The following is a 25,791-nucleotide window of genomic DNA, read 5'->3' as shown; positions in this document are numbered from 1 at the left end:
GCAGGCATGCCTGACCCTCTTTTAACCATTACATCAGACTGTTTCTCTGGTGGAGGCAATGTGAAGTTTGAATTAGACACTACTGATGGTCGCGCACGCCGTGGCCGTCTGGTTTTTGAGCGCGGCGTGGTAGAAACCCCGGCATTTATGCCAGTGGGGACCTACGGCACGGTAAAAGGCATGACCCCGGAAGAAGTGATCGATACCGGTGCACAGATCATCCTCGGCAATACCTTCCATTTATGGTTGCGTCCGGGCCAGGAGATCATGAAATTGCACGGCGATCTGCATGACTTTATGCAGTGGAAAGGCCCGATCTTGACGGACTCCGGCGGTTTCCAGGTGTTCAGCCTGGGTGACATCCGTAAGATCACCGAGAAGGGCGTCCATTTCCGTAACCCAATCAACGGTGATGCGATCTTCCTCGATCCCGAAAAATCAATGGAGATTCAGTACGATCTCGGTTCTGATATCGTGATGATCTTTGATGAATGTACACCGTATCCGGCTGACTGGGATTACGCGAAGCGTTCAATGGAGATGTCTCTACGCTGGGCACAACGTAGCCGCGATCGCTTTGATTCTCTGGGAAATAAGAACGCATTGTTCGGTATTATCCAGGGCGGGGTTTACGAAGATTTACGTGATGTCTCCGTTAAAGGACTGGTAGATATTGGCTTTGATGGGTACGCTGTGGGCGGCCTGGCGGTCGGTGAACCGAAAGAAGATATGCATCGTATTCTGGAGCATGTTTGCCCACAGTTACCTGAGGATAAACCGCGCTACCTGATGGGCGTCGGTAAGCCGCAGGATCTGGTGGAAGGCGTGCGCCGTGGTATTGATATGTTTGACTGTGTGATGCCCACCCGCAACGCACGTAACGGACATCTTTTCGTGACCGACGGCGTGGTAAAAATCCGCAATGCGAAGTATAAAGATGACACGTCTCCGCTCGATGCTGAATGCGACTGCTACACGTGCCGCAACTACAGCCGTGCTTACCTGTATCATCTTGATCGCTGTAACGAAATTTTGGGTGCGCGTCTGAACACCATCCACAATCTGCGTTACTATCAGCGCCTGATGGCTGGTTTACGCCAGGCAATCGAAGAGGGTAAATTAGCGCTCTTCGTGACCGAATTCTACCAACGGACAGGATTGGCGGTTCCGCCTTTACCGTCTGATAATTAAACAATGAGGGAAATTTAATGAGCTTTTTCACTTCTGATGCCGTAGCAGCCGCAGCACCATCTCAGGGAAGTCCTTACTCTCTGGTGATTATGTTGGTTGTGTTTGGTCTGATTTTCTACTTTATGATCCTGCGCCCTCAGCAGAAACGTGCGAAAGAGCACAAGAAACTGATGGACTCAATTTCTAAAGGTGATGAAGTGCTGACCACCGGTGGCCTGGTGGGCCGTGTGACTAAAGTTGCTGAAACCGGCTATGTTGCTATCGCACTGAACGAAACCACTGAAGTTGTGGTCAAACGTGACTTCGTCGCTGCCGTTCTGCCGAAAGGTACAATGAAAGCGCTTTAATTTTCGATTTCCCTAAGGGAACTGCCGTGTTAAACCGTTATCCTTTGTGGAAGTACATCATGCTGATCGTCGTGTTACTCGTCGGTCTGCTGTATGCACTTCCTAACCTGTATGGTGAGGATCCGGCCGTTCAGATCACTGGTGCGCGCGGAAGCGCCGCCAGTGAGCAAACGCTGGTTCAGATCCAGACCGCATTAAAACAAGATAATATCCAGAGCAAATCACTCGCGCTGGAAAATGGCGCTATTATGGCGCGTTTCGCCAACACGGACGTGCAGATGCGCGCGCGTGAAGCGATTACTAAAACGCTGGGCGATAACTACGTCGTGGCGCTTAACCTCGCTCCCGCAACACCGTCCTGGTTAGCCATGCTCAATGCGGAACCGATGAAACTCGGTCTCGATCTGCGCGGTGGCGTTCACTTCCTGATGGAAGTCGATATGGATACTGCTCTGAGTAAACTCCAGGAACAGAACATCGATAACCTGCGAAGTGACCTTCGTGATAAAAGCATCCCTTACGTTAACGTTCGCAAAATCAATAATTACGGTCTGGAAATTCGTTTCCGTGATGCCGCAGCACGTGATCAAGCCGTCAGCTATCTGGCAGGCCGTCACCGCGATATGGTCATCAACAGCAGTGGCAGCAATGCCCTGTCGGCTGTCATGTCTGATGAGCGACTGCGTGAAGCCCGTGAATACGCGGTACAGCAGAACATTAATATTCTGCGTAACCGTGTGAATCAGCTGGGTGTTGCAGAACCACTGGTACAGCGTCAGGGTTCTGACCGTATCGTCGTGGAATTGCCGGGTATTCAGGATACTGCACGCGCGAAAGAGATCCTCGGCGCAACCGCAACGCTGGAATTCCGTCTGGTGAATACCTCTGTGGATGCCACTGCCGCTGCGAACGGCCGCGTTCCGGGCGACTCTGAAGTGAAAGACACCCGTGATGGCCAGCCTGTTGTGCTGTACAAGCGTGTGATCCTCACCGGCGACCACATCACCGACTCCACCTCAAGCACCGATGAATACAATCAGCCTCAGGTTAATATCTCCCTGGACAGCGCTGGCGGTAACATCATGTCCAACTTCACCAAGGACAGCGTCGGTAAAGCGATGGCAACCCTGTTTGTTGAGTACAAAGACAGCGGGAAGAAAGACGCCAACGGTCGCTCAATCCTTGAGAAGCAGGAAGAAGTGATTAACGTGGCGAATATCCAGTCTCGTCTGGGTAACAGCTTCCGTATCACCGGCATCAATAACCCGAACGAAGCGCGCCAGCTGTCTCTGCTGCTGCGTGCCGGGGCGCTGATTGCACCGATCCAGATTGTTGAAGAGCGTACTATTGGCCCGACAATGGGTCAGCAGAACATCACTCAGGGTCTGGAAGCCTGCCTGTGGGGCCTTATCGCTTCCATCATCTTTATGGTGGTGTGGTACAAGAAATTTGGTCTGATTGCGACCAGTGCGCTGCTGGCTAACCTGGTGCTGATTGTCGGTATCATGTCGCTGCTGCCGGGTGCTACGCTGACCATGCCGGGAATTGCCGGTATTGTGCTGACGCTGGCGGTTGCGGTGGATGCTAACGTACTGATTAACGAACGTATCAAGGAAGAGCTGCGCAACGGACGTTCCGTTCAGCAGGCGATCCATGAAGGCTATAAAGGCGCGTTCTCCAGTATCGTTGATGCTAACGTCACGACGCTGATTAAAGTGTTGATCCTGTACGCAGTCGGTACTGGCTCAATCAAAGGCTTTGCGATCACCACGGGAATCGGTATTGCGACCTCGATGTTTACCGCAATTATTGGTACTCGCGCCATTGCCAATCTGTTGTACGGCGGCAAACGCATCAACAAGCTGTCTATCTGAGGAGTGCGTTGTGTCACAGGAACATAGTGTTGAACAATTGAACCACGGCCGTAAAGTCTATGACTTTATGCGCTGGGACACGCTGGCGTTTGCCATCTCGGTACTGCTGCTGATTGCATCCGTTGCCATTATGGGCGTGCGTGGTTTTAACTGGGGTCTGGATTTCACCGGTGGTACGGTGATTGAAATTAACCTTGAGCAACCCGTAGAACTGGATATGCTGCGCACCAGCCTGGAAAAATCAGGTTTTGATGAGCCGCAGGTACAGAACTTTGGCAGCAGCCGTGACGTGATCGTTCGTATGTCACCGCGCGAAGGGAATGCCGGTCAGGAGCTGGGCACGAAAGTGCTGGCAACGATCAACGAGGCAACCCAGCAGCATGCAACGGTAAAACGTATTGAGTTCGTCGGCCCAAGCGTGGGTAGCGATCTGGCTCAGGCTGGCGGTATGGCGCTATTATCTGCGCTGATTGCCATCCTGATCTACATTGGTTTCCGTTTTGAGTGGCGTCTGGCACTGGGTACTGTGTTGGCACTGGCCCATGACGTGATCATAACCGCCGGCATTTTGGCGCTGTTCCAGGTTGAAATCGACCTGACGATCATCGCCTCACTGATGTCGGTTATCGGTTACTCGCTGAACGATAAAATCGTGGTCTCGGACCGTATTCGTGAGAACTTCCGCAAGATCCGTCGCGGTTCGTCTTACGATATCACCAACGTCTCCCTGACGCAGACGCTGAGCCGTACCATTATCACCTCGGTAACCACCCTGGCGATGGTCGCGATTCTGTTTGTGTTCGGTGGCGCGTTGCTGAAAGGCTTCTCGTTGACCATGCTGATCGGTATCACTATCGGTACCATCTCGTCGATTTATGTCTCTTCCGCGCTGGCGCTGAAGCTGGGCATGAAACGCGAGCATATGCTGCAGCAGAAAGTGGAAAAAGAGGGCGCAGATCAGCCTTCGATTCTGCCTTAATCCCGGGCGGACCAAAACAGGTGTCCCCCTGGAGCCGATTGGAAGGGCCACGCATTGCGTGGCCCTTTTTTTATGGTGTGCTGGTCGCTGGCGGCTCAGTGCTGAGCACTACATCATGTACCCGCACATATCCCAATTGTTCCGGCGGCAGGTTGCTTAAACGTAATGGCACCGTGGCTTCACTTTTCGCCAGCAGCGCGCGGGTGACCTCAATACGTTGCACCTGACTGTTTACCGTCAGTGGCTTGCTGGTCGTGCTATCCAACTCACCCCATTCGACCTGAGCGGTAAACGCGGGTAGCGGCGCATCGCCTGTTGCGCGTATATGTAGAAGGGCGCGCGTGCCGTTGGCTTCCGCCTGGACATGACTCAATGACAGCTTCAGTTCACCCGCCTGGCTTTTCAGTATCACCCCGGTATTCGCCGCTGGCAGTAACCATGCACCCTGTGCCGACCCGCTGTTAAGATTCCCCTGCTGCTCCAGCGCGGCGGCCTGATTGGTCAGTTGGCGCATTTCCTGGGTCAGTTTCCCGACTTCGTTATGCAACTGATTGAGTTTCGGTTGCGGTGGCGTACTGGCACAGCCCGCCAGCAGTAACAGTGATCCCAGTGACAATTTGAGATAAGCGCTTGTCATTGTTCATTTCCTTCTGATTAACGCGAATGACTTTATCTTAGAGCAAACGGGTCTTGATCGCCTGCAAAGAAATACGGCATTTTGTTGCGTAAGCCCCATAAAATCAGGACAGTTTTTCTGACGCACCTTTGGCACATCGCCGGGTTCGCGGTACACTAGCTGACACTATTAAGGATAATCAGGACGCGTCATGTATTGCCCATTCTGTTCTGCCGTGGATACGAAAGTGATCGACTCCCGCCTGGTCGGGGAGGGCACCTCGGTACGCCGTCGTCGTCAGTGTCTGATGTGCCATGAGCGTTTTACCACGTTTGAGGTCGCGGAACTGGTGATGCCGCGCGTAGTGAAAAGCAATGACGTGCGTGAACCTTTCAATGAGGACAAACTGCGCAGCGGTCTGATGAAAGCACTGGAGAAACGCCCGGTGAATTCAGACGCGGTGGAAACAGCCCTCAGCCATATCAAAAGTCAGTTACGCGCTACGGGCGAGCGTGAAGTGGCTAGTAAACTGATCGGTAGTCTGGTGATGGATGAGCTGAAAAAACTGGATAAAGTGGCATACATCCGCTTTGCTTCGGTCTACCGCAGCTTTGAAGATATCCGCGAATTTGGCGAAGAAATCGCCCGTTTACAGGACTGACGCGATGCGTGATGAAGTGTTTATGTCACGTGCGCTATCCCTTGCGAGCCGTGGCCGTTTTACTACGACCCCCAACCCGAATGTCGGCTGTGTCATTGTGCGCGACGGCGAGATAGTGGGTGAAGGCTATCATTTGCGTGCCGGTGAGCCCCACGCGGAAGTGCATGCGCTACGTATGGCGGGTGATAAAGCGCAGGGAGCGACCGCGTACGTCACGCTGGAGCCGTGCAGCCATCACGGGCGCACGCCGCCCTGCTGCGATGCGTTGATCGGCGCCGGTGTGACCCGGGTCGTGGCGGCAATGCAGGATCCGAACCCGGAAGTGGCGGGTCGCGGTCTGTACCGTTTACAGCAGGCAGGAATTGACGTCAGCCACGGTCTGATGATGCAGGAAGCGGAAGCGCTTAATCGTGGTTTCCTGAAGCGTATGCGTACCGGATTCCCCTGGGTACAGCTGAAGCTGGGCGCATCGCTGGATGGCCGCACCGCATTGGCCAGTGGTGAAAGCCAGTGGATCACGTCGCCACAGGCGCGACGCGATGTTCAGCGTCTGCGTGCGCAAAGTTCTGCCATTCTCAGCACCAGCGCAACGGTGCTGGCTGATAATCCGTCGCTGACGGTGCGCTACCACGAGCTGGATAGCGCAACCCAGGCCGATTACCCAGTAGACCTGTTGCGTCAGCCAGTAAGAATTATTGTCGACAGCCAGAATCGCGTCACACCGCAGCATCAACTTATTGCACAATCCGGGGAAACCTGGCTGGCGCGTACCGACTGCGATGAACAGACGTGGCCTGATAACGTCACTCAATTCAGCGTGCCCCGTCATAACGGGCGGCTTGATCTGGTGGCGATGATGATGCTGCTGGGAAGAAAACACATTAATAGCGTTTGGGTGGAAGCCGGAGCGCAGTTTGCAGGTGCATTGTTGCAGGCCGGTGTGGTGGATGAGCTGATTGTGTATCTCGCCCCCAAACTTCTGGGCGATAATGGGCGCGGCCTTTGTCAACTGCCGGGCCTTGAGCATCTTACCGATGCGCCTGCCTTTGCCTTTAGTGATGTTCGTCAGGTTGGGCCGGACTTACGCCTGACGCTGACCCCGTTATAGCGGTTTGCGCAAAAACAAGCAGACCGGTAAAGAGTGTGATAGAATCCGCCCCCCTGCGGGGCCAAACAGAACCCTGAAAGGAAGATTATGAACGTTATTGAAGCTGCTGTTGCTACCCCTGATGCGCGCGTTGCTCTGGTTATTGCGCGTTTCAACAACTTTATCAACGACAGCCTGCTGAGCGGTGCAATCGATGCCCTGAAGCGTATTGGTCAGGTCAAAGATGAAAACATCACCGTTGTCTGGGTTCCAGGTGCCTATGAGCTGCCAATGACTGCACGTGCGCTAGCTAACGCTGGCAAACATGATGCGATTGTTGCACTTGGCACCGTAATCCGTGGTGGTACAGCCCATTTCGAATATGTGGCAGGTGAGGCCAGCTCTGGCCTGGCCAGCGTTGCCATGAACAGCGATATCCCGGTTGCTTTTGGCGTACTGACCACCGAAAACATCGAGCAGGCCATTGAACGCGCCGGTACCAAAGCGGGTAATAAAGGTGCTGAAGCAGCCCTGACCGCTCTGGAAATGATTAACGTATTGAAAGCCATCAAAGCCTGATTTTAAGGGGAATTTCGTGAAACCTGCTGCTCGTCGCCGCGCCCGTGAATGTGCTGTTCAGGCACTTTACTCTTGGCAAATCTCCAAAAACGACATCGCTGATGTCGAATACCAGTTTCTGGCGGAACAGGACGTTAAAGACGTCGATATTACTTACTTCCGTGAGCTGGTCGGCGGCGTTGCAACTAACAGTGCATACCTCGACGGCCTGATGCAACCTTACCTGTCACGTCAGCTGGAAGAGCTGGGGCAGGTTGAGAAGGCTATCCTGCGTATCTCTCTGTTTGAGCTCAGCAAGCGTTCAGACGTTCCCTACAAAGTTGCGATTAATGAAGGGATTGAACTGGCTAAAGTGTTCGGCGCTGAAGACAGCCATAAGTTTGTCAACGGCGTGCTGGATAAAGCTGGCCCGTTCATCCGCCCAAACCGCAAATAATTCTCTAAGGCCGCTAATCACGGCCTGTTTTTTTACTCCCGGAATGCATTATGGCCTGTGGCGAATTTGAACTGATCGCGCGTTATTTTGACCGTGTGACCAGTTCCCGTCGTGATGTTGAAAAAGGCATCGGTGACGACTGCGCATTACTCAGCGTACCGGAAAAACAGACGCTGGCTATTAGCACTGACACACTGGTAGAAGGTGTGCATTTTCTGCGTGATATTCATCCCGCCGACCTCGGATACAAAGCGCTTGCCGTAAACCTGAGTGACCTGGCTGCCATGGGCGCCGATCCTGCATGGCTGACGCTGGCTCTGACGTTACCAGACATTAATGAAGACTGGCTGAAAGACTTTAGCGACAGCCTGTTTGAACTGCTCGATTACTACGATATGCAATTGATTGGCGGTGATACCACGCGCGGTCCCCTCAGTATGACGCTGGGCATTCACGGTCTGGTGCCGCAGGGCAGGGCATTGAAACGCAGTGGTGCACGCGTCGGTGACTGGATCTATGTGACCGGTACGCTGGGCGACAGCGCTGCGGGTCTTGAGCTGTTGCAGCATCATGTCAAGATTAACGATCCGGCTGCTCATGAAGTGTTGATCAAACGCCATCTGCGGCCGATGCCGCGCATCCTTCAGGGGCAGGCGCTGCGCGATCTGGCAAGTTCCGCGATCGACCTCTCCGATGGACTGATCTCCGATCTGGGCCATATTCTCAAAGCCAGCGACTGTGGGGCACGTCTGAATCTTGATGCACTACCGCTGTCGACCGTGCTGAAACAGCATTTTGAACCTCAGCAGGCGTTGCACTGGGCGCTGAGCGGCGGCGAAGATTATGAGCTGTGCTTTACCGTTCCTGAGATTAACCGTGGTGCGCTGGACGTGGCGCTGGGCTATCTGGGCGTGCCGTTTACCTGTATCGGACAGATTGCTCCGCAATCGGAAGGGCTAACGCTGTTGCAGGGTGATAAGCCGGTAGAGATGAACCTGAAAGGATTTGACCATTTTGGCTCGCGCTAAAGATGTGGCGAAAAGTCGCCTGAAGATGAGTAATCCGTGGCATCTGCTGGCGACCGGTTTTGGTAGTGGCCTGAGCCCGTGGATGCCAGGAACAGCAGGTTCACTGGCGGCCATCCCCTTCTGGTATCTGCTCAATTTACTGCCGCAGGATCTCTATTCCCTGGCGCTGTTGCTGGGTATCAGCATTGGCGTCTATCTTTGCCATCGCACGGCGAAGGATATGGGCGTACATGACCATGGCAGCATTGTCTGGGATGAGTTTATCGGGATGTGGATCACGCTGATGGCGATCCCGGTGAACAGCTGGCAGTGGGTACTGGCGGGCTTCCTGGTGTTTCGAGTGCTGGATATCTGGAAACCCTGGCCTATACGCTGGTTTGACCGCAACGTCCACGGCGGCATGGGCATAATGGTCGACGATATTATCGCCGGGGTTATCTCCGCCGGAATTTTGTTTGCCGGCGCGCACTACTGGCTGATGTGAATGTATCGGGTCGGGCATGCCGACCCCTACGAGCCGTTATCCGTTATTCGAATCCCACCACCGGATGCGGCTTATAAACACTTTCCAGTTCAATAATCTCTTCCTGACTTAACTCCACCTCTACCGCTTTCACCAGATCCTCCAGTTGTTCGCTGCGCGATGCGCCAATAATCGGTGCGGTGACCGCGGGTTTGCTCAGCAACCAGGCCAGAGCAACTTGCGCACGACTCACGCCTTTATCTTTGGCAATATTCTCCACGCGCTGGGCGATCTCACCGTCATTTTCCTCGCTCTGGCTATAGAGCGTCTGACCGTACTCATCGGAGACGGAACGGGCGGTCGTTTCGCCCCACGGGCGTGTCAGGCGGCCACGTGCCAGTGGGCTCCACGGCAGAACAGCAATGTTCTCTTTCAGGCACAGGGGGTGCATTTCCCGCTCTTCCTCTCGCTGGATCAGGTTGTACTGATCCTGCATGCTGACGAAGCGAGTCCAGCCGTGGCGATCGGCGGTACTCAGCGCCGTGGCAAACTGGCTGGCATGCATGGAGGAGGCCCCGATATAACGCGCTTTACCGGCCTTCACCACGTCGTGCAAGGCTTCCAGCGTCTCTTCCAGCGGCGTGTCGTAATCCCAGCGGTGGATTTGCAGCAGGTCGACGTACTCCATGCCCAGGCGTTGCAGACTGTCATCAATGGATTGCAGTATATTGGCACGCGACAGACCACCAGACAGGTTGCTCATTGGGAAATAGACCTTGGTGGCTACCACCACTTCGTCACGGCGGGCAAAATCTCGCAGTGCACGGCCCACGATCTCTTCGCTGCTGCCGTCAGAGTAGCTGTTGGCAGTGTCAAAAAAGTTGATTCCCGCATCCAGGGCCTGCTTAATCAGCGGGCGGCTGCTCTCTTCGGGTAGTGTCCAGGCGTGCTTGCCCCGATCGGGTTCACCATAGGTCATGCAGCCCAGGCAAAGGCGGGAAACGGTCAAATCCGTATTGGCTAACTGTAGGGTTTTCATATTGGCTCCTGCTATTTGTCCTGTGGTAATCATAGCAGGCAAAAAAAAGCTCCCGGTAAAAGGAGCATTTTGTATCACAGGGGGCGAGTTACTGTGCCAGCCAGGCGTCGATTTGCTGACGGATCCCGGCAGCGTCCAACAGGTAATCCGTGCGGACCTCGTCCTGAGTCCCCTGCGGAATAAATTCATCCGGCAGACCAATATTCAGCACCGGCACCAGCGTACGTTTTGCCATCAGTAATTCGTTGACGCCGCTACCAGCACCGCCTTTGATTGCGCCCTCTTCAAGAGTAATCAGTGCATCATGGCTGGCCGCCAGTTCGAGGATTAACGCGTCATCCAGCGGTTTTACAAAGCGCATATCCACCAGCGTGGCATCCAGGGCTTCCGCCGCTGCCGCCGCTTCTGGCAGTAATGTCCCGAAGTTGAGGATAGCCAGTGAGCTACCCTGACGCAGCTTACGAGCTTTGCCCAGAGGCAGAGCCGCCAGTGGTTCAATGGTTGCTCCCGTGCCGTTACCACGCGGGTAACGTACTGCGCTTGGACCGCTGTTGTGGTGATAGCCGGTGTAAAGCATCAGGCGACATTCGTTCTCGTCGCTTGGGGTCATGATGACCATATTGGGAATGCATCGCAGGAAGGCAATATCAAATGCCCCCTGGTGGGTCTGGCCATCGGCACCGACAATGCCGCCACGGTCGATAGCAAACAGCACGGGCAGCTTCTGGATGGCGACATCATGAATCAGCTGATCGTAGGCTCGCTGCAGGAAGGTGGAATAAATCGCCACCACCGGCTTGTAACCACCAATCGCCAGCCCGGCGGCAAAGGTTACCGCGTGCTGCTCGGCAATCGCCACGTCAAAATACTGCTGTGGATAGTCACGCGAGAAGCTGACCATACCGGAGCCTTCACGCATGGCAGGCGTTACCGCCATCAGTTTGCTGTCTTCAGCGGCGGTTTCACTCAGCCACTGGCCAAAAATTTTCGAATAGCTTGGCAGGCCTTCGGCACTTTTTGGTAGCAGGCCACTGGCCGGGTCGAATTTTGGTACGGCATGCCAGCTGATGGGATCTTTCTCTGCCGGAGCGTAGCCTTTGCCTTTTTTGGTCATCACATGCAGGAACTGCGGGCCTTTCAGGGCACGCATATTACGCAATGTATGCACCAAGGCCAGTACGTCGTGACCATCGACCGGGCCAATATAATTGAAGCCCAGCTCCTCAAATAACGTGCCTGGCACCACCATCCCTTTCAGGTGTTCTTCCGTGCGCTTGACCAGCTCTTTGATGGGTGGCAGACCGCCCAGCACCTTTTTGCCCCCTTCACGCAGGCGTGAATAGGTTTTCCCGGAGAGGATCTGCGCCAGGCGATTGTTTAACGCGCCGACGTTTTCTGAGATCGACATTTCGTTGTCGTTCAGTACCACCAGCAAATCAGCTTTGATATCGCCCGCATGGTTCATGGCTTCGAAAGCCATACCTGCGGTGATGGCACCGTCGCCGATAACACAGGCGGTACGGCGATCTTTACCTTCTTTACCTGCTGCCACCGCCATTCCCAGCCCGGCACTGATCGAGGTGGATGAGTGGCCGACATTGAGAACGTCGAACTCACTTTCATCGCGCCATGGGAACGGGTGCAGGCCATTTTTCTGGCGAATAGTACCGATACGGTCGCGTCGTCCGGTCAGGATCTTATGCGGGTAGGCCTGATGGCCCACATCCCACACCAGATGATCGAACGGCGTGTTATAGACATAATGCAGTGCCACAGTAAGTTCCACCACGCCAAGACCAGACGCAAAATGACCGCTGGAGCGGCTGACGCTGTCGAGCAGATACTGGCGCAGCTCGTCACAGAGTTTTGGCAGGCTCTCTTTCGGTAGCAAACGTAATTCTTGCACCGTGCTTGCCAGAGCAAGCGTCGGGTATTTTGCAGGTTCAAAACTCATCAGTGACTCATTTGAAGTTATTTATCGCGTTCAATTATAAAGCCTGCCAACGCCCGCAGTGGGGCCGTGTTGTAAGACTGTGCGGCAAGCGTTTCTAATGCGCTGAGGGACTCCTGATAGAGATCCCATGCTTTTGCCCGCGCACTGTCAAGTCCCATCAGTGCCGGGTAGGTGCTCTTACCTAATTGCTGATCGGCTCCCTGCCGTTTGCCGAGTACGGCAGTATCGCCAATAACATCGAGAATATCATCCTGCACCTGGAAGGCGAGGCCGATCGCATTAGCATAGCGATCAAGCGCGGGCAGTGCTGCACGCCCGGGTTCGCCAGCAGCCAGTGCACCCAGGCGAACGGCAGAGCGGATCAGCGCGCCCGTCTTATGGCGATGAATCTGCTCCAACTCCTGTAAATTGACCTGCTTGCCTTCGGCGGCGAGATCCAGCGCCTGGCCCCCGCACATGCCTGCCACACCACTGGCCTGAGCCAGCTCCGACAGCATAGCAATACGCGCTTCAGCCGCCACACCGGGCATCGGTGTATCGGCAAGGATAGAAAAGGCCAGAGTCTGTAACGCATCCCCTGCAAGAATGGCAGAATCTTCGCCAAACTTAATATGGCAGGTGGGCTGGCCACGTCGCAGACTGTCATCATCCATCGCGGGCAGGTCGTCGTGGATCAGGGAATACGCGTGAATACATTCAACGGCAGCGGCTGGCGCATCAAGCGCAGCATCGTCAGCATGTAGCATTTCACCCGTGGCATACACCAGGAATGGGCGCAACCGCTTACCCCCCAATAATGCACCATATTCCATGGCATTCACCAGAGGAGTACTCTGAAAGGGAAGTTGCGCAATAAATCGTTGCAGTGCGGCATTCACCCGCTGATAGTGCGCGGTGAGTAACACGTTGAAATCCATCAGTCATTTTCCGGCGTGAAAGGCGTCAGGTCGGCGTTCTTGTCATCGCTCAGTAAAATCTGTACGCGCTGTTCAGCCTGTTGCAGCGTCTGTTGCCCGGTACGGGCCAACTGTACGCCCCGCTCAAATTCATTCAGCGCATCTTCCAGCGGCAGGTTACCGCTTTCGAGGCGGGTGACAATCTGCTCAAGCTGTTGCAGTGAGGTTTCGAAACTGACGGGCTGTTCGGCTTTTTTCGGCATTTTGGGTCCTGACTTATCATTTTCATCAGTGAGCGCTCATGGTAGCTGACTCTAAATGATTAGCAAAATATCCCTGCATTTTTCGTGTTGCCGGGAAGGGGAATCAGGGCCGCAGATGAAGAAGCAGCCACTGTACAAAGATGATATACTACTGCGCCTGGATGCAAAGGGCGTAAGCCAATTTGCAAGACTCTGATTTTATCAGTTAAGTGCCCTCCTTTTCAGCACTTAATTACCTGACGAATACATGCCGCCATGAAGTTTATCATTAAGTTATTCCCTGAAATTACGATCAAAAGTCAGTCTGTACGCCTGCGCTTTATCAAAATCCTCACCGGTAACATCCGCAACGTTCTCAAACATTACGATGAAACCCTCGCCGTGGTTCGCCACTGGGACAACATTGAAGTCCGTGCCAAAGATGAAAACCAGCGAGCGGCGATTGTCGCTGAACTGACGCGCATCCCCGGCATTCATCATGTGCTGGCGGTGGAAGACCGTTCATACACCGATGTGCATCATATTTTTGAGCAGGTTCTGGAAATGAACCGCGAGCGCATTGAAGGCAAGACATTCAGCGTGCGTGTGAAACGCCGTGGAAAGCATGAGTTCAGCTCGCAAGATGTGGAACGCTACGTCGGCGGTGGTCTGAATCAGCATGTCGCAACGGCTCAGGTCCAGCTTAACCGGCCTGAAGTGACCGTGAATCTGGAAATTGAAGACGATCGCCTGATTCTGGTGACTGCTCGCTATGAAGGGATCGGTGGTTATCCAATCGGCACCCAGGAAGATGTGTTATCGCTGATTTCCGGTGGTTTTGACTCCGGCGTGTCCAGCTATATGCTGATGCGCCGTGGGTGTCGCGTGCATTATTGCTTCTTTAACCTCGGTGGCGCTGCCCATGAAATTGGTGTTCGCCAGGTGGCGCACTACCTGTGGAAGCGTTACGGCAGCTCGCACCGCGTGCGTTTTGTCGCGATTAACTTCGAGCCGGTGGTAGGCGAGATCCTCGAAAAAGTCGATGATGGTCAGATGGGCGTGGTGCTGAAACGTATGATGGTTCGTGCGGCATCGAAAGTCGCAGAGCGCTACGGTGTTCAGGCGCTGGTAACGGGTGAGGCCTTAGGTCAGGTATCCAGTCAGACGCTGACCAACCTGCGTCTGATCGATAACGCCAGCGATACGCTGATCCTGCGTCCGCTGATCTCACATGACAAAGAACACATCATCAAGATTGCTCGTGAAATCGGAACGGAAGATTTCGCCCGGACGATGCCGGAATATTGCGGTGTGATCTCTAAAAGCCCGACAGTGAAAGCCGTTAAAGCGAAGATCGAAGCTGAAGAGCAGAATTTTGACTTCAGTATTTTGGATCGTATGGTGGATGAAGCGACCAACGTCGATATTCGCCAGATCGCGGAGAAGGCAGAAGAAGAAGTGGTTGAAGTCGAAACTGTGGCTTCTTTCTCTGACAACGATGTGATTCTGGATATCCGCTCTAACGATGAGCAGGATGCACGACCGCTGGCGCTGGATGGCGTGGAAGTGAAACCGTTGCCGTTCTATAAACTGGGGACGCAGTTTGGCGACCTCGATCAGAGTAAAACCTGGTTGCTGTACTGTGAACGTGGCGTGATGAGCCGCTTGCAGGCACTCTACCTGCATGAGCAGGGCTTTAAAAACGTTAAAGTGTATCGTCCTTAAGTTTGTTCCATCCTGGCTTACTTGCCATTTCGCGTCCGGGCAGTGCTCGCCATCCTCACGTACTGATGTACGCTGCGGTGGCTGTGCGCTGGCCGGACGCGAACTGGCTGCGCCGCCGACGTCTGGTGTGTCCGGTCGCACACTTACAAAATATTAATCGCGGTAATCGTAAATCCCGGCAGCCAGCACCATCTGCTCTGCCACTTCCCGCGCTTTCTCTTTTCCTGCCACTAAATCGATCAGCTTCAGTGCAAAATCAATCGCGGTGCCTGGCCCCTGGCTGGTCAGCAGATTAACGCGCCTGTCCCACACCACGCGACGATCCATCCATTTCTCTTCCGGAATGGTCTCTTTCAGACCCGGATACCCCGTCATATTGCCGACGGGAAACAGATCGTGCGGTATCAGCACGGTGCCTGCGGCGGCGCAGATCGCGGCCACAATTCTTCCCGCCTGATTAAAATGACGTACGGTCTCTACCAGCAGTGGGCTATCGCGGAAGCATTCCGCGCCTTTCAAGCCACCGGGCAGCACAATGGCGGCATAGTCATCGTCGGCCACTTCCACCAGCGGTGCATCGGCCAGCAGTCTGACGCCGCGCGAACAGACGATTTCGCAGTTGCCATCGTCAGCGACGCTGGCAGTGACCACCTTGATCCCGGCACGCACCAGTAAATCTATGGTGGTGACGGCTTCGGTCTCTTCACTCCCAGGTGCCAGGCAAACCAGAACCGATGGATTCGCGGTCATAATCTTGTTCCTTTCGCTTAATAAATTCGTAAAGACGGCTATTTTCCGGGGTAGTGATCCCCTGTGCGCGCGCACGACGGATAACATAGCCATTGATGTAGTCAATTTCGGTGCGCCGTTGTGCGCGAATATCCTGCAACATAGACGATGTGTTACCCGCCGTACTGCGAATCACTTCCAGCACATAGTCGATCAACCACTCACGTGAGGTGTGCTGGCCTTCGCGCTCCATGACGGCGGCAACCTCATTGCTTAAGGCTTCGATCTCTGGGCGATGTTCGGCCAGTTCACCATTTGTGCAGTCGTAGAAGACAGTCAGTGGGTTGATCACACAGTTAACTGCCAGTTTTTGCCAGGCGGCGGAGGCAACGTTATTGTGCCAGGCAACGTCAGGCAATGCGCGATGTAGCACTTCTGCCAGTTCGCTCATGTCGGCTCCCGCAGTCGTGACGGGGCCAATATGGGTAATGCCGGAAGCAACATGCACGATGACAGTGCCATCGCGTCTGGCGGCATGGGTGGTGACACCTCGTAAAAGGGGTTGCGGCAGGCCTTTCAACTCGTCCAGCGTACCCATGCCGTTATGCAACAGCAGCACCGGACAGTGCGCGGGCAGGACAGACTGCATATTCTTTACCGATTCTGAAACCTGCCAGGCCTTTAGCGTGACAATCAGTAATTCGCTGTCAGCGAGAAAGGTGGGGTCATTAGCAATGAATGTTTTATTCGCTGTCTCGCCATTCAGGCCGACTACGTTCACCGAGCAATAAGGCTGCGGAACCCGCAACCAGCCCTGAACGTCATGTCCCTGTTGTTCAAGTGCAGCCAGCCAGATCTGCCCCAAAGCTCCGCATCCAAGTACGGTAATTTTCATTGTTCCTCCCCGCGTGCGGGTTGAGTTAACCGTCCTGCTCATTATTATAGCTTTCAGCGCCAGCGGTTTTATTTACCTGCTGCAAGCAGGTATTATGCCTGTCACTTTAGTATCAGGAGAATAGATCATGCCATCTTTCGATATCGTTTCTGAAATTGATATGCAGGAAGTGCGTAACGCAGTAGATACTGCTAACCGTGAAATCGCTACCCGTTTCGATTTTCGCGGTGTAGAAGCCAGCTTTGAGCTGATTGAGAAGAACGAATCCATCAAAGTATTAAGTGAGTCTGACTTCCAGGTGAAGCAGCTGGTGGATATTCTGCGTGAAAAGCTGTTGAAGCGCGGGATTGAAGGGGCTGCACTGGACGTTCCTGAGCAGATTGTACACAGCGGTAAGAGCTGGAGCGTCGAGGCCAAAATGAAAAAAGGCATCGAAAGCGACATCGCTAAGAAACTGGTTAAGCAGATCAAAGACAGCAAAATCAAAGTACAGACGCAGATCCAGGGTGATGAACTGCGCGTAACCGGTAAATCTCGTGACGATTTGCAGGGCGCGATGGCATTAGTGCGTAAAGCGGATTTGGGGCAGCCGTTCCAGTTCAAAAACTTCCGAGACTAGTGATCTGACCGGTCGGGAAAAACGATTATCCAGAGAGGTAGACCGGAAAAAGGGTCGACCACAACGGGTCTTTTTTACCTGATCATTGTCGATATAAGGGGCGGGCCTTCTCTTTCGGTCCGCCCGTTTGCGTATTATGCCGCGGTGGCAATCAGCTTTTCTATTTCGGCGCGGCTGGTCACCTTGCTGTCAATTTTCACGTAAGCACTGCGCTCTTCCGGCACGATAAACACTGCGGCCACGCCCGGCTGGGCTTTCAAACGTTGCTCCAGAACCTCTTTGTCTTCATGACTCGCTTCCAGAGTGATGCGCAGGCTGCTGACGTAAGGCGGCTCCTGCATACTCAGGCTGACCAGCAACCAGAAGACGGCTATCAACGCGCCAATCAGAAAGACGCTTTGTGCGTCAATGTGACCATACACCCAGCCGCCCATGCTGCCACCAATCGCCACACCGAGGAACTGGCTGGTGGAGTAAAGCCCCATCGCTGTCCCTCTGTAACCAGGAGGGGACTCTTTGCTTACCAGAGAAGGCAGAATCGCTTCCATCAGGTTAAAGCCGATGAAGAACAGCTGTACACCAATCACTAACGTCCAGAAATGATTACCGGCACCCCACAGCACCACCTCGGCTATCAGCATCAATACTACGCAGCCGACAAAGACGCGCTTCATACGGCGTTTGACTTCAGCATAGATAATGAACGGTAGCACACTGGCAAAGGCGATCAGCATGGTGACCAGATATACTTTCCAGTGCTCGGCAGGAGGAAGCCCTGCTTGCTCAAATTGCCCGGGTAGAGCAACGAAGCTCGACATCAGCAGAACGTGCAGGCACAGAATACCGATATTCAGCTTCACCAGGCGGCTGTTGGTCAATACATCACGGATGCTGCCCTTAACGATGCCGGACTCACGATTAAGCATGTGGTTTGACGTCGATGGCACCACCAGAAGGGTGATAACGATCCCAGCGCTAGCCAGCAATGCAATCATCCAGAACAATGCGTGCAGGCCAAAAGCGTGAGTAATCACTGGGCCGAGTACCATCGCAATGGCAAAGGTAACGCCGAAGCTGATACCGATAAACGCCATCGCTTTGGTGCGGTTCTGTTCACGCGTCAGGTCCGACAGCAGAGCCATTACCGCAGCAGCAATGGCGCCGGAGCCCTGTAAGGCACGCCCGAGGATAACCCCCCAGATTGACGTAGTCATGGCAGCGATCACGCTACCCAAAACAAAAATCAATAACCCACCCACAATCAGCGGTTTACGGCCAATGCGGTCAGATAGAAGTCCAAAGGGAATTTGAAATATAGCCTGTGCTAAACCGTAGATGCCAATGGCGAATCCAATTAATGCCTCACTGGCTCCCTGTAATGCCATGCCATAAGTGGTAAGAACGGGTAATACCATAAACATTCCCAGCATCCGCAGGGAAAAAACCGTCCCCAAACCCCAGGTCGCGCGCAGCTCGATCGGAGTCATTTTATTATCGTTCATTACTACCTCAGTCTGTCGTATGCACATAGTTTATGTGTGAGGGGAGGGCGGGTAAAACATTACTTTTTATTCAGTCGTAACAAAAAGAAAGGGCGCGAAATCGCGCCCTTAGTAGTGATGTGCTTACTGTTACCTGATGTACGTCAGCAGGTCTTTGGAGGCGGGGGTCATGAAGTCGACAGACATCATCACGCTTAACGCGGTGATGGCAACAATCGAGAACACAAACAGCTTACGCGCCCAGACACGATCGTTCTGAGTTTTGTAACCTGACAGTGCCATACCCAGCCACCAGACGCTGACCGCAGCTGCCACAACCAGGTATTTATACCCGGCATAGCCCACCAGCGTCAGCATCAGTGTGGCAACCATAAACGCGATGATATACAGCGTGATATGGTTCTTCGCCACAGAGATACCTTTCACCACCGGCAGAACCGGGATATTGGCCGCCTGATAATCTTTAAAGCGGAAGATAGCAATCGCATAAGAATGCGGCATCTGCCACAGGCTAAAGATAGCCAGCAGAATCAATGCACCAGCATCAAACTGGTTGGTGACGGCGCAGTAGCCAATCACTGGAGGCGCAGCTCCGGAAAGACTGCCAATCAGAGTGCCGTATACGGAGTTGCGCTTCATGTACAGGCTGTAAACGCCGACATAAACCACAAAACCCATCACCGCCAGCCACATGGCCAACGGATTTGCTCCGAAATACAGCATTGCGAAGCCAGCAATACCCAAAACGGTTGCATAAACCAGGCTTAATTTCGGAGAGATAAGGCCTTTAACCAGCACCCGATTCTTGGTTCTCTCCATTTTTTTGTCGATATCACGGTCGATAAAGTTGTTATAAACACAACCTGATGCAACCACCAGCGAGACGCCGACTAAGGTGAAGAGAAACAGGGAATAGTCAATGCTGCCTTTAGAAGCCAGCAGAAACCCCCCGATGACAGAAATTAAATTTCCGAAAATAATTCCTGGTTTTGTTACTTGCAGGTATTGCTTAATCATCACAGTAGCTCTGTTAGTGGCTCATCATGTTGTAGTTGAGGTTCCACATAATCCATAGCGAGCCGACAACAACAATCAGGATGATAAGTGCTGCAAACACGATAGCAATCAGGTTCCAGCCGCCCTCAGACTTGCTGTCCAGGTGGAGGAAATAGACCAGGTGCACCAGCACCTGGACTACCGCACACACCAGAACAACGGCGAGGATGGTCGCTTTAGAAGCGCCGCCGTCCATGACCATCCAGAATGGGATACCCGTCAGAATGATCGACAGGATAAAGCCGATCATATAAGACTTCACGCTACCATGAGAAGCGCCATGCTCAGTTGCTGAATGGCTCATTACATAACCCCCATCAGGTAAACAATGGTGAATACGCAGATCCACACCACATCCAGGAAGTGCCAGAACAAGCTCAGACACATAATACGGGTGCGGTTGCTATCAGTCAGACCACGTTTAGCAATCTGATACATCAACACCAGCATCCAGATCAGGCCTGAAGTCACGTGCAGACCGTGGGTGCCCACCAGCGTGAAGAACGCGGAGAGGAAGCCACTACGATCCGGACCGAAGCCTTCTTTAATCAGGTGATGGAATTCATAGATTTCCATACCGATGAAGCCCAGACCAAACAGGAAGGTCATCGCAAGCCAGCCGATAACTGCACCTTTCTGCTTGTTGTTCATGTTGATAACAGCCATACCATAGGTAATGGAGCTCAACAGAAGCAGGGCGGTTTCCACCAGGACGAAGGGCAGTTCAAAGATGTCTTTGCCTGCCGGACCGCCCGCAGTGTTATTAACCATCACACCATACGTCGCAAACAGCGTTGCGAAGATGATGCAGTCACTCATCAGGTAGATCCAGAAGCCGAAGACTTTGTTGGCGCCTGTATCGTGGTGATGATGCCCATGCTCCGCATGGGCGTCGTGGTGTTTAGTCACAGTTTCAGTCGACATTTTTCAGACCTGCTTTGCTAATTTCGTCAAAGTGCTGATTTTCGATTTTCTGAACTTCAGCAACAGGAACGTAGTAATCCACGTCTTCGTCAAAGCTCTTGACGATCCAGGACACGATCATGCCCAGGAATGACAGGCCTACCAGCCACCAGATGTGCCAGATTGCTGCAAAACCAAAGACCGCACAGAAGAAACCAATGACGACACCAGCACCGCTGTTTTTCGGCATATGAATTTCTTCATAGTGAGCCGGCTGCTTATAGGCTTCGCCTTTTTCCTTCATTTCCCAGAACGCATCACGCTCGTGAATTTCAGGAACAACAGCAAAGTTATAGAACGGTGGTGGTGAAGAGGTTGCCCACTCCAGAGTACGTCCGCCCCACGGGTCACCGGTCACATCACGCAGCTGCTCACGGTCACGGACCGAAACATAGAACTGAGTGATCTGGCAAATAACACCACAAGCAATCAGACCAGCACCACATGCGGCAATAACCAACATTGAGTGGAACTGAGGATCGATGTCCTGGCTAATACGACGGGTCATGCCCATGAAGCCCAGCACGTACAGCGGCATAAAGGCAACGAAGAAGCCAATAATCCAGAACCAGAACGCGCGGATACCCCAGGTTTCATTCAGTTTGAAGCCGAATGCTTTCGGGAACCAGTAAGTCACACCAGCAAAGCAACCGAACACCACACCACCGATAATCACGTTATGGAAGTGGGCAATCAGGAACAGACTGTTGTGCAGCACGAAGTCTGCACCTGGCACGGCCAGCAGTACCCCGGTCATACCACCTACAGAGAAGGTGACCAGGAAGCCAACGGTCCACAGCATACAGGAGTGCATTTCAATGCGGCCCTGGTACATGGTGAACAGCCAGTTGAAGATTTTAACACCGGTCGGAATGGCGATGATCATCGTCATAATACCGAAGAAGGCGTTAACGTTGGCACCTGCACCCATGGTGAAGAAGTGGTGCAGCCACACGATAAAGGACAGGATGGTAATAACTACCGTAGCCCAAACCAGTGAGGTATAGCCAAACAGACGTTTTTTCGAGAAGGTAGCAACAACTTCCGAGAACACACCGAAGACCGGCAGCACAAGGATGTAAACTTCCGGATGACCCCAAACCCAAATCAGGTTGACGTACATCATCATGTTGCCGCCCATATCATTGGTAAAGAAATGGAAACCAAGATAACGGTCAAGGGTCAGCAGAGCCAGGGTCACGGTCAGAACCGGGAACGCGGCGATGATCAGCACGTTGGTGCACAGGGAAGCCCAGGTGAACACCGGCATTTTAAACATGGTCATGCCAGGTGCACGCATCTTCATGATGGTCACGAAGAAGTTGATACCTGTCAGGGTCGTACCGATACCGGAAAGCTGTAGACTCCATATCCAGTAGTCAACACCGACCCCCGGACTGTATTCCGCCCCCGAAAGTGGTGGGTATGCCAGCCAGCCGGTCTGTGCGAATTCGCCCACACCCAGTGACAGGTTAACCAGAACCACACCAACCATGGTGAACCAGAAGCTCAGGTTGTTGAGGAACGGGAAGGCCACATCGCGTGCGCCGATCTGTAATGGAACAGCAATGTTCATCAGACCAACAACAAACGGCATCGCTACGAAGAAGATCATGATCACGCCGTGGGCGGTGAAAATCTGATCGTAGTGGTGTGGTGGCAAAATGCCGGCTTCACCCGCGGAGGCAAGCACCTGCTGAGTACGCATCATTACCGCATCGGCAAAGCCACGTAGCAACATGACAAATGCCAGAATGATGTACATGATACCGAGTTTTTTGTGGTCAACTGAGGTCAGCCACTCGGTCCACAGATATTTCCACTTACCGAAGTAAGTCAGTGCGGCGACCAGCGCCAGACCGCCAAGAATAATGGCGGCAACCGTAACCATGATAATCGGTTCATGATACGGCACTGCATCCAGTGTTAATTTTCCAAGCATCGTATTATTCCTCGGCTCCCGCGTGAGCGGCATTGCTCATATCCATGCCTTCATGGCCTTCGCCGTGGGACATGTCCATGCTTCCACCGTGGTTCATCTTGAACTGACCGATAATGTCTTTAAACAGTCCAGGTTTCACACTTGAGAAGAATTCAACCGGGTGATTTTCGCTAGGCGCAGCCAGCTTATTAAAATCATCCATTGTCATGAGGGTGTCTGGTGACTGTTTTGCTTTAGCAACCCACTGCTCGAAAGACGCTTCGTCAGGAGTAGCAATCGCTTTAAACTTCATACCAGAGAAACCACGACCACTGAAGTTCGAGGAAATACCGTCAAAGGTGCCGGCTTCATTAGCAATCAAGTTCAATCTTGTCTGCATGCCCGCCATAGCGTAAATCTGGCTACCGAGGGTAGGGATGAAGAAGGAGTTCATGACGGTGTTCGAGGTAATCTTGAAGCTCACAGGGCGGTTAGCCGGGAAAGCAATCTGATTAACGGTGGCAATACCCTGTTCCGGGTAAATGAACATCCATTTCCAGTCAAGAGAGACAACTTCGATCACGACAGGTTTCGCGTCAGATGCCAGTGGCTTGCTTGGTTCCAGTGCATGGGTTGATTTCCACGTCAGAATGCCAAGGAAGACAATGATCAAGATCGGCACAGTCCATACTACGGCTTCCACTTTGTTCGAGTGGGACCAGTTTGGGCTGTACTTCGCATTGGTGTTAGATGCCCGATATTTCCAGGCGAACACCACGGCCATCAAGACTGCGGGGATCACGACGATCATCATCAGGCCGAAGGCCGTCAAAATCAGCGAACGTTGCTCCATTGCAATCTGTCCTTTGGGATTTAATAACGCACTATCACAACCACTTAACAAAATCATGCTTGCGATTAATGACAAAATCCCCAAACTTTTATTGTATTTCCTGAGTCTCATTTAACGACCTCAATGACAAGGGCTCTATTGTCGTTTAAGTGTGGCGGCATTTTACGGGAAGGTTTCAGTACTGTAAACCTGCAACAGGTTGTGTCAGCGGGGTGTTGACACCTTTTGCAAAGACTGTCACATATGTTGCCGTAAGTGACAAAATATGAATGCTGGCAAAGGGTTGGCATCAATATAACAAAATCCAATAGAAAAAACCGTACAAAAATTGTATCTGCTATAACCAGGCATTTAATGCACCATTTATTTAACATCTCATTATCAATTGTGTGATATTGATTAACTAAATTTAATTACGCACCGGGTTTTAATACCTGAAAATGAGGGGGAAGATTCGTCAGGATTTTTTTTAAACGACTTAATAAAGGATAAAAATAATATTTCTCGTCAAGCCATCAACTTTTCTGATGTGTTACCTGCGTGCCGCACTCCCTGTGCGGCAAAAGTCACTCGAATTGTTAACCCATTGTTGGTTAAATAATTTTCTTAACATTTCTCGAATGCAAAGACATTATCGCTGATTTACGATGTTTGCATGGGATTTCCGCAGCGCCAGGAAGTCCAGCAGTGTTCCCGTCACAATCCCGCCCAGTACCAGCAGAATACCTGCTTCAAACAGACGGGTACTCAACTCGGGGTAGGAGAACCAGTCCAGCGCATCCATCGCCAGCACCAGCAGCCAGACAGCCAGCAGTGCACAGCCAGCAATCAGTCCGCGCACTGCCCAGCGATAGCCGGAGCGATAGGCGGTTCGCGGCAGAAAGTCAGGATGAGTTTGTGCATATTCCAGCGTCGAACGGCATCCGAGCAGTAATAGCAGTCCGGGCAGTGCTGCCACCACAGAGAAGGCATAAAACGTCGGCCAGCCCCAGGACTCAACAAACCATCCCGCCACAGGTCCCACATAGACGCGACCCACCGCTGAGAGCGCAGAGAGCAGGGCAAATTGAGTCGCCGAAAACGAACGGTTACACAACGTCATCAATAGCGCCACGAAGGCAGCAGTACCCATCCCACCGCACAGATTTTCCACGGTCACTGCGGCTGCCATGCTGTAAAGGTGCTTGTCAGTGACTGACAGGATCCAGTAACCCAGATTGGACACCGCTTGTAAAATACCGAACAGCATCAGGGCGCGAAACAGGTTAAGACGTTGCATCAGCACACCGCCTGCCAGTGCACCGATGATGGTGGCGACCAGGCCGAGTGTTTTGTTGACCAATCCAACATCACCTGCATCAAATCCGACGCCACGGATCAAAAAAATGGTGGTCAGGCTGGCAGCAAAAGCATCGCCCAGCTTATAAAGGACAATCAGTGACAGAATCAGCCAGGCATTATTGCGGTTGAAGAAATCGCGCAGTGGGGCAATAACGGCTTCTTCCAGTGTCTGTGGGCGATCAACGGTAGCATCTGGCTCTTTAGCCAGTAAGGTGGCTATCACACCCGGCAGCATCATTGCGGCCATCAGCCACCAGATCGCCTGCCAGCCGAGAAAACGATCTGCCAGCCACAGTGCCAGCCCGCCGGAGACCAGCATTGCCAGCCGATAGCCCAGTACGCTAATTGCCGCACCGCTACCGCGCTCAGTGGCGGACAGCACATCCGTCTTCCAGGCATCAAACACAATATCCTGAGAGGCCGAACAAAATGCGACCAGCACCGCCAGCGCTGCCAGCAGAGTCAAATCGCGTGAAGGTTGCATAAAGCCCATCAGTGCGATCCCGACGATCAGCAACAACTGAGTGACTAACAACCAGCCACGTCTGCGCCCAAGAAATGGCGGCGTGTAACGGTCCATCAGCGGTGACCAGAGGAACTTAAAGACGTAAGCCTGTCCGACGAGGGAAAAGAATCCGATGGTTTTAATATCGATATTCTCAACGGCCATCCACGCCTGAAGCGTACCCGATGTGAGCGCGAGCGGCAGACCAGAAGCGAAGCCGAGGAATAAAAGAAGGGCAGAGTTGCGTCGGGTAAAGATGTGCAGATAGTGGTTAGGCATACGGACCTTAC

Annotated in this window: 26 protein-coding genes; 12 read left to right on the top strand and 14 right to left on the bottom strand. The window is 53.0% G+C overall.

Features of this window, described 5'->3' with window-relative positions; all coding sequences use genetic code 11:
• Nucleotides 1-60: 60 nt before the first annotated feature.
• The 4 genes from tgt to secF are packed head-to-tail and all read left to right on the top strand — an operon-like array spanning nt 61 to nt 4,391.
• Complete coding sequence (gene tgt, locus HHI26_RS06205) at nt 61-1,191, top strand: tRNA guanosine(34) transglycosylase Tgt (protein WP_133846290.1); 1,131 nt, start codon at nt 61-63, stop codon at nt 1,189-1,191.
• Between the two features lie 17 nt (nt 1,192-1,208).
• Nucleotides 1,209-1,538 (top strand): preprotein translocase subunit YajC, encoded by a 330-nt coding sequence (gene yajC, locus HHI26_RS06200; RefSeq protein WP_062747803.1) that lies wholly within the window; start codon nt 1,209-1,211, stop codon nt 1,536-1,538.
• Between the two features lie 26 nt (nt 1,539-1,564).
• The gene (gene secD, locus HHI26_RS06195; protein WP_133846291.1) at nt 1,565-3,412 is read left to right on the top strand and encodes a protein translocase subunit SecD; all 1,848 of its coding nucleotides are present in this window, start codon (nt 1,565-1,567) and stop codon (nt 3,410-3,412) included.
• Nucleotides 3,413-3,422: 10 nt separating this feature from the next.
• On the top strand, nt 3,423-4,391 hold the full coding sequence (secF, locus tag HHI26_RS06190) for a protein translocase subunit SecF (protein WP_171148790.1): 969 nt from the start codon (nt 3,423-3,425) through the stop codon (nt 4,389-4,391).
• Between the two features lie 70 nt (nt 4,392-4,461).
• Here the strand turns inward: secF and HHI26_RS06185 are convergent, their stop codons facing one another.
• Complete coding sequence (locus tag HHI26_RS06185; protein ID WP_133846293.1) at nt 4,462-5,028, bottom strand: DUF3251 domain-containing protein; 567 nt, start codon at nt 5,026-5,028, stop codon at nt 4,462-4,464.
• Nucleotides 5,029-5,218: 190 nt separating this feature from the next.
• On the opposite strand from HHI26_RS06185, the gene nrdR reads away from it, so the two are divergent.
• The 6 genes from nrdR to pgpA all read left to right on the top strand — a co-directional run bounded on the left by nrdR (nt 5,219) and on the right by pgpA (nt 9,282).
• Complete coding sequence (nrdR, locus tag HHI26_RS06180; protein ID WP_133846294.1) at nt 5,219-5,668, top strand: transcriptional regulator NrdR; 450 nt, start codon at nt 5,219-5,221, stop codon at nt 5,666-5,668.
• Between the two features lie 4 nt (nt 5,669-5,672).
• Complete coding sequence (gene ribD, locus HHI26_RS06175; RefSeq protein WP_171148789.1) at nt 5,673-6,776, top strand: bifunctional diaminohydroxyphosphoribosylaminopyrimidine deaminase/5-amino-6-(5-phosphoribosylamino)uracil reductase RibD; 1,104 nt, start codon at nt 5,673-5,675, stop codon at nt 6,774-6,776.
• Between the two features lie 87 nt (nt 6,777-6,863).
• Entirely contained in the window at nt 6,864-7,334 is a 471-nt protein-coding gene (ribE, locus tag HHI26_RS06170; protein ID WP_133846296.1) for a 6,7-dimethyl-8-ribityllumazine synthase, read from the top strand.
• Between the two features lie 16 nt (nt 7,335-7,350).
• Nucleotides 7,351-7,770: a transcription antitermination factor NusB gene (gene nusB, locus HHI26_RS06165; protein ID WP_133846297.1), complete on the top strand. Its 420-nt coding sequence runs from the start codon at nt 7,351-7,353 to the stop codon at nt 7,768-7,770.
• Between the two features lie 50 nt (nt 7,771-7,820).
• Nucleotides 7,821-8,798: a thiamine-phosphate kinase gene (thiL, locus tag HHI26_RS06160; RefSeq protein ID WP_133846298.1), complete on the top strand. Its 978-nt coding sequence runs from the start codon at nt 7,821-7,823 to the stop codon at nt 8,796-8,798.
• Entirely contained in the window at nt 8,776-9,282 is a 507-nt protein-coding gene (gene pgpA / locus HHI26_RS06155; protein WP_171148788.1) for a phosphatidylglycerophosphatase A, read from the top strand. Before thiL ends, pgpA begins: the two co-directional genes overlap by 23 nt.
• Before the next feature lie 43 nt (nt 9,283-9,325).
• Here the strand turns inward: pgpA and HHI26_RS06150 are convergent, their stop codons facing one another.
• From HHI26_RS06150 to xseB, 4 genes are all read right to left on the bottom strand, one after another.
• A complete protein-coding gene (locus tag HHI26_RS06150; RefSeq protein ID WP_133846300.1) occupies nt 9,326-10,300 on the bottom strand; it encodes an aldo/keto reductase in 975 nt (324 codons plus the stop codon).
• An 88-nt stretch (nt 10,301-10,388) separates the two neighbouring features.
• Nucleotides 10,389-12,254 carry a 1-deoxy-D-xylulose-5-phosphate synthase gene (gene dxs, locus HHI26_RS06145; RefSeq protein ID WP_171148787.1) on the bottom strand — a complete coding sequence of 622 codons (1,866 nt, stop codon included), beginning with the start codon at nt 12,252-12,254 and terminating at the stop codon, nt 10,389-10,391.
• A gap of 17 nt (nt 12,255-12,271) precedes the next feature.
• On the bottom strand, nt 12,272-13,171 hold the full coding sequence (gene ispA, locus HHI26_RS06140) for a (2E,6E)-farnesyl diphosphate synthase (RefSeq protein WP_171148786.1): 900 nt from the start codon (nt 13,169-13,171) through the stop codon (nt 12,272-12,274).
• Nucleotides 13,171-13,413: an exodeoxyribonuclease VII small subunit gene (gene xseB, locus HHI26_RS06135; RefSeq protein WP_133846303.1), complete on the bottom strand. Its 243-nt coding sequence runs from the start codon at nt 13,411-13,413 to the stop codon at nt 13,171-13,173. Before xseB ends, ispA begins: the two co-directional genes overlap by 1 nt.
• 255 nt (nt 13,414-13,668) lie before the next feature.
• Between xseB and thiI the strand changes: the two genes are divergently transcribed.
• The gene (thiI, locus tag HHI26_RS06130) at nt 13,669-15,117 is read left to right on the top strand and encodes a tRNA uracil 4-sulfurtransferase ThiI (RefSeq protein ID WP_171148785.1); all 1,449 of its coding nucleotides are present in this window, start codon (nt 13,669-13,671) and stop codon (nt 15,115-15,117) included.
• 153 nt (nt 15,118-15,270) lie between these two features.
• On the opposite strand, the gene yajL is transcribed toward thiI, so the two are convergent.
• A complete protein-coding gene (gene yajL, locus HHI26_RS06125) occupies nt 15,271-15,867 on the bottom strand; it encodes a protein deglycase YajL (RefSeq protein WP_133846306.1) in 597 nt (198 codons plus the stop codon).
• Nucleotides 15,821-16,741 (bottom strand): 2-dehydropantoate 2-reductase, encoded by a 921-nt coding sequence (gene panE, locus HHI26_RS06120; protein ID WP_133846307.1) that lies wholly within the window; start codon nt 16,739-16,741, stop codon nt 15,821-15,823. Before panE ends, yajL begins: the two co-directional genes overlap by 47 nt.
• A 127-nt stretch (nt 16,742-16,868) precedes the next feature.
• Between panE and HHI26_RS06115 the strand changes: the two genes are divergently transcribed.
• Nucleotides 16,869-17,360 carry a YajQ family cyclic di-GMP-binding protein gene (locus HHI26_RS06115; RefSeq protein WP_133846308.1) on the top strand — a complete coding sequence of 164 codons (492 nt, stop codon included), beginning with the start codon at nt 16,869-16,871 and terminating at the stop codon, nt 17,358-17,360.
• Between the two features lie 134 nt (nt 17,361-17,494).
• Here the strand turns inward: HHI26_RS06115 and HHI26_RS06110 are convergent, their stop codons facing one another.
• The 7 genes from HHI26_RS06110 to ampG form a co-directional block, all read right to left on the bottom strand.
• The gene (locus HHI26_RS06110) at nt 17,495-18,862 is read right to left on the bottom strand and encodes an MFS transporter (RefSeq protein WP_171148784.1); all 1,368 of its coding nucleotides are present in this window, start codon (nt 18,860-18,862) and stop codon (nt 17,495-17,497) included.
• A 129-nt stretch (nt 18,863-18,991) separates the two neighbouring features.
• Nucleotides 18,992-19,879, bottom strand: a complete 888-nt coding sequence (cyoE, locus tag HHI26_RS06105) for a heme o synthase (protein WP_133846310.1) — start codon at nt 19,877-19,879, stop codon at nt 18,992-18,994.
• A gap of 13 nt (nt 19,880-19,892) precedes the next feature.
• Nucleotides 19,893-20,222: a cytochrome o ubiquinol oxidase subunit IV gene (locus HHI26_RS06100; RefSeq protein WP_133846311.1), complete on the bottom strand. Its 330-nt coding sequence runs from the start codon at nt 20,220-20,222 to the stop codon at nt 19,893-19,895.
• Nucleotides 20,222-20,842: a cytochrome o ubiquinol oxidase subunit III gene (locus tag HHI26_RS06095; protein WP_133846312.1), complete on the bottom strand. Its 621-nt coding sequence runs from the start codon at nt 20,840-20,842 to the stop codon at nt 20,222-20,224. Before HHI26_RS06095 ends, HHI26_RS06100 begins: the two co-directional genes overlap by 1 nt.
• Nucleotides 20,832-22,823 (bottom strand): cytochrome o ubiquinol oxidase subunit I, encoded by a 1,992-nt coding sequence (gene cyoB / locus HHI26_RS06090; protein ID WP_133846313.1) that lies wholly within the window; start codon nt 22,821-22,823, stop codon nt 20,832-20,834. Before cyoB ends, HHI26_RS06095 begins: the two co-directional genes overlap by 11 nt.
• A gap of 4 nt (nt 22,824-22,827) precedes the next feature.
• The gene (gene cyoA, locus HHI26_RS06085) at nt 22,828-23,766 is read right to left on the bottom strand and encodes a cytochrome o ubiquinol oxidase subunit II (protein WP_133846314.1); all 939 of its coding nucleotides are present in this window, start codon (nt 23,764-23,766) and stop codon (nt 22,828-22,830) included.
• A gap of 520 nt (nt 23,767-24,286) precedes the next feature.
• Nucleotides 24,287-25,780: a muropeptide MFS transporter AmpG gene (ampG, locus tag HHI26_RS06080; RefSeq protein WP_133846315.1), complete on the bottom strand. Its 1,494-nt coding sequence runs from the start codon at nt 25,778-25,780 to the stop codon at nt 24,287-24,289.
• Nucleotides 25,781-25,791 lie beyond the last annotated feature (11 nt).

Origin of the sequence: Erwinia sp. JH02, from assembly GCF_013074405.1 — a bacterium.
In the GTDB taxonomy this organism is placed as follows: Bacteria; Pseudomonadota; Gammaproteobacteria; order Enterobacterales; family Enterobacteriaceae; genus Erwinia; species Erwinia rhapontici.
The sequence above is the reverse complement of the archived record's forward strand: the minus strand, read 5'-3'. Positions and strand labels throughout refer to the sequence as shown.

Excerpts from the sequence above, each read along its gene's own strand:
- xseB (WP_133846303.1), bottom strand. The coding sequence starts at position 13,413 with ATGCCGAAAAAAGCCGAACAGCCCGTCAGTTTCGAAACCTCACTGCAA.
- nrdR (WP_133846294.1), top strand. The coding sequence starts at position 5,219 with ATGTATTGCCCATTCTGTTCTGCCGTGGATACGAAAGTGATCGACTCC.
- thiL (WP_133846298.1), top strand. The coding sequence starts at position 7,821 with ATGGCCTGTGGCGAATTTGAACTGATCGCGCGTTATTTTGACCGTGTG.
- ispA (WP_171148786.1), bottom strand. The coding sequence starts at position 13,171 with ATGGATTTCAACGTGTTACTCACCGCGCACTATCAGCGGGTGAATGCC.
- HHI26_RS06095 (WP_133846312.1), bottom strand. The coding sequence starts at position 20,842 with ATGTCGACTGAAACTGTGACTAAACACCACGACGCCCATGCGGAGCAT.
- HHI26_RS06100 (WP_133846311.1), bottom strand. The coding sequence starts at position 20,222 with ATGAGCCATTCAGCAACTGAGCATGGCGCTTCTCATGGTAGCGTGAAG.
- panE (WP_133846307.1), bottom strand. The coding sequence starts at position 16,741 with ATGAAAATTACCGTACTTGGATGCGGAGCTTTGGGGCAGATCTGGCTG.
- HHI26_RS06150 (WP_133846300.1), bottom strand. The coding sequence starts at position 10,300 with ATGAAAACCCTACAGTTAGCCAATACGGATTTGACCGTTTCCCGCCTT.
- ribD (WP_171148789.1), top strand. The coding sequence starts at position 5,673 with ATGCGTGATGAAGTGTTTATGTCACGTGCGCTATCCCTTGCGAGCCGT.
- HHI26_RS06110 (WP_171148784.1), bottom strand. The coding sequence starts at position 18,862 with ATGAACGATAATAAAATGACTCCGATCGAGCTGCGCGCGACCTGGGGT.
- cyoB (WP_133846313.1), bottom strand. The coding sequence starts at position 22,823 with ATGCTTGGAAAATTAACACTGGATGCAGTGCCGTATCATGAACCGATT.
- cyoE (WP_133846310.1), bottom strand. The coding sequence starts at position 19,879 with ATGATTAAGCAATACCTGCAAGTAACAAAACCAGGAATTATTTTCGGA.
- dxs (WP_171148787.1), bottom strand. The coding sequence starts at position 12,254 with ATGAGTTTTGAACCTGCAAAATACCCGACGCTTGCTCTGGCAAGCACG.
- ribE (WP_133846296.1), top strand. The coding sequence starts at position 6,864 with ATGAACGTTATTGAAGCTGCTGTTGCTACCCCTGATGCGCGCGTTGCT.
- ampG (WP_133846315.1), bottom strand. The coding sequence starts at position 25,780 with ATGCCTAACCACTATCTGCACATCTTTACCCGACGCAACTCTGCCCTT.
- cyoA (WP_133846314.1), bottom strand. The coding sequence starts at position 23,766 with ATGAGACTCAGGAAATACAATAAAAGTTTGGGGATTTTGTCATTAATC.
- HHI26_RS06185 (WP_133846293.1), bottom strand. The coding sequence starts at position 5,028 with ATGACAAGCGCTTATCTCAAATTGTCACTGGGATCACTGTTACTGCTG.
- thiI (WP_171148785.1), top strand. The coding sequence starts at position 13,669 with ATGAAGTTTATCATTAAGTTATTCCCTGAAATTACGATCAAAAGTCAG.
- HHI26_RS06115 (WP_133846308.1), top strand. The coding sequence starts at position 16,869 with ATGCCATCTTTCGATATCGTTTCTGAAATTGATATGCAGGAAGTGCGT.
- yajL (WP_133846306.1), bottom strand. The coding sequence starts at position 15,867 with ATGACCGCGAATCCATCGGTTCTGGTTTGCCTGGCACCTGGGAGTGAA.
- yajC (WP_062747803.1), top strand. The coding sequence starts at position 1,209 with ATGAGCTTTTTCACTTCTGATGCCGTAGCAGCCGCAGCACCATCTCAG.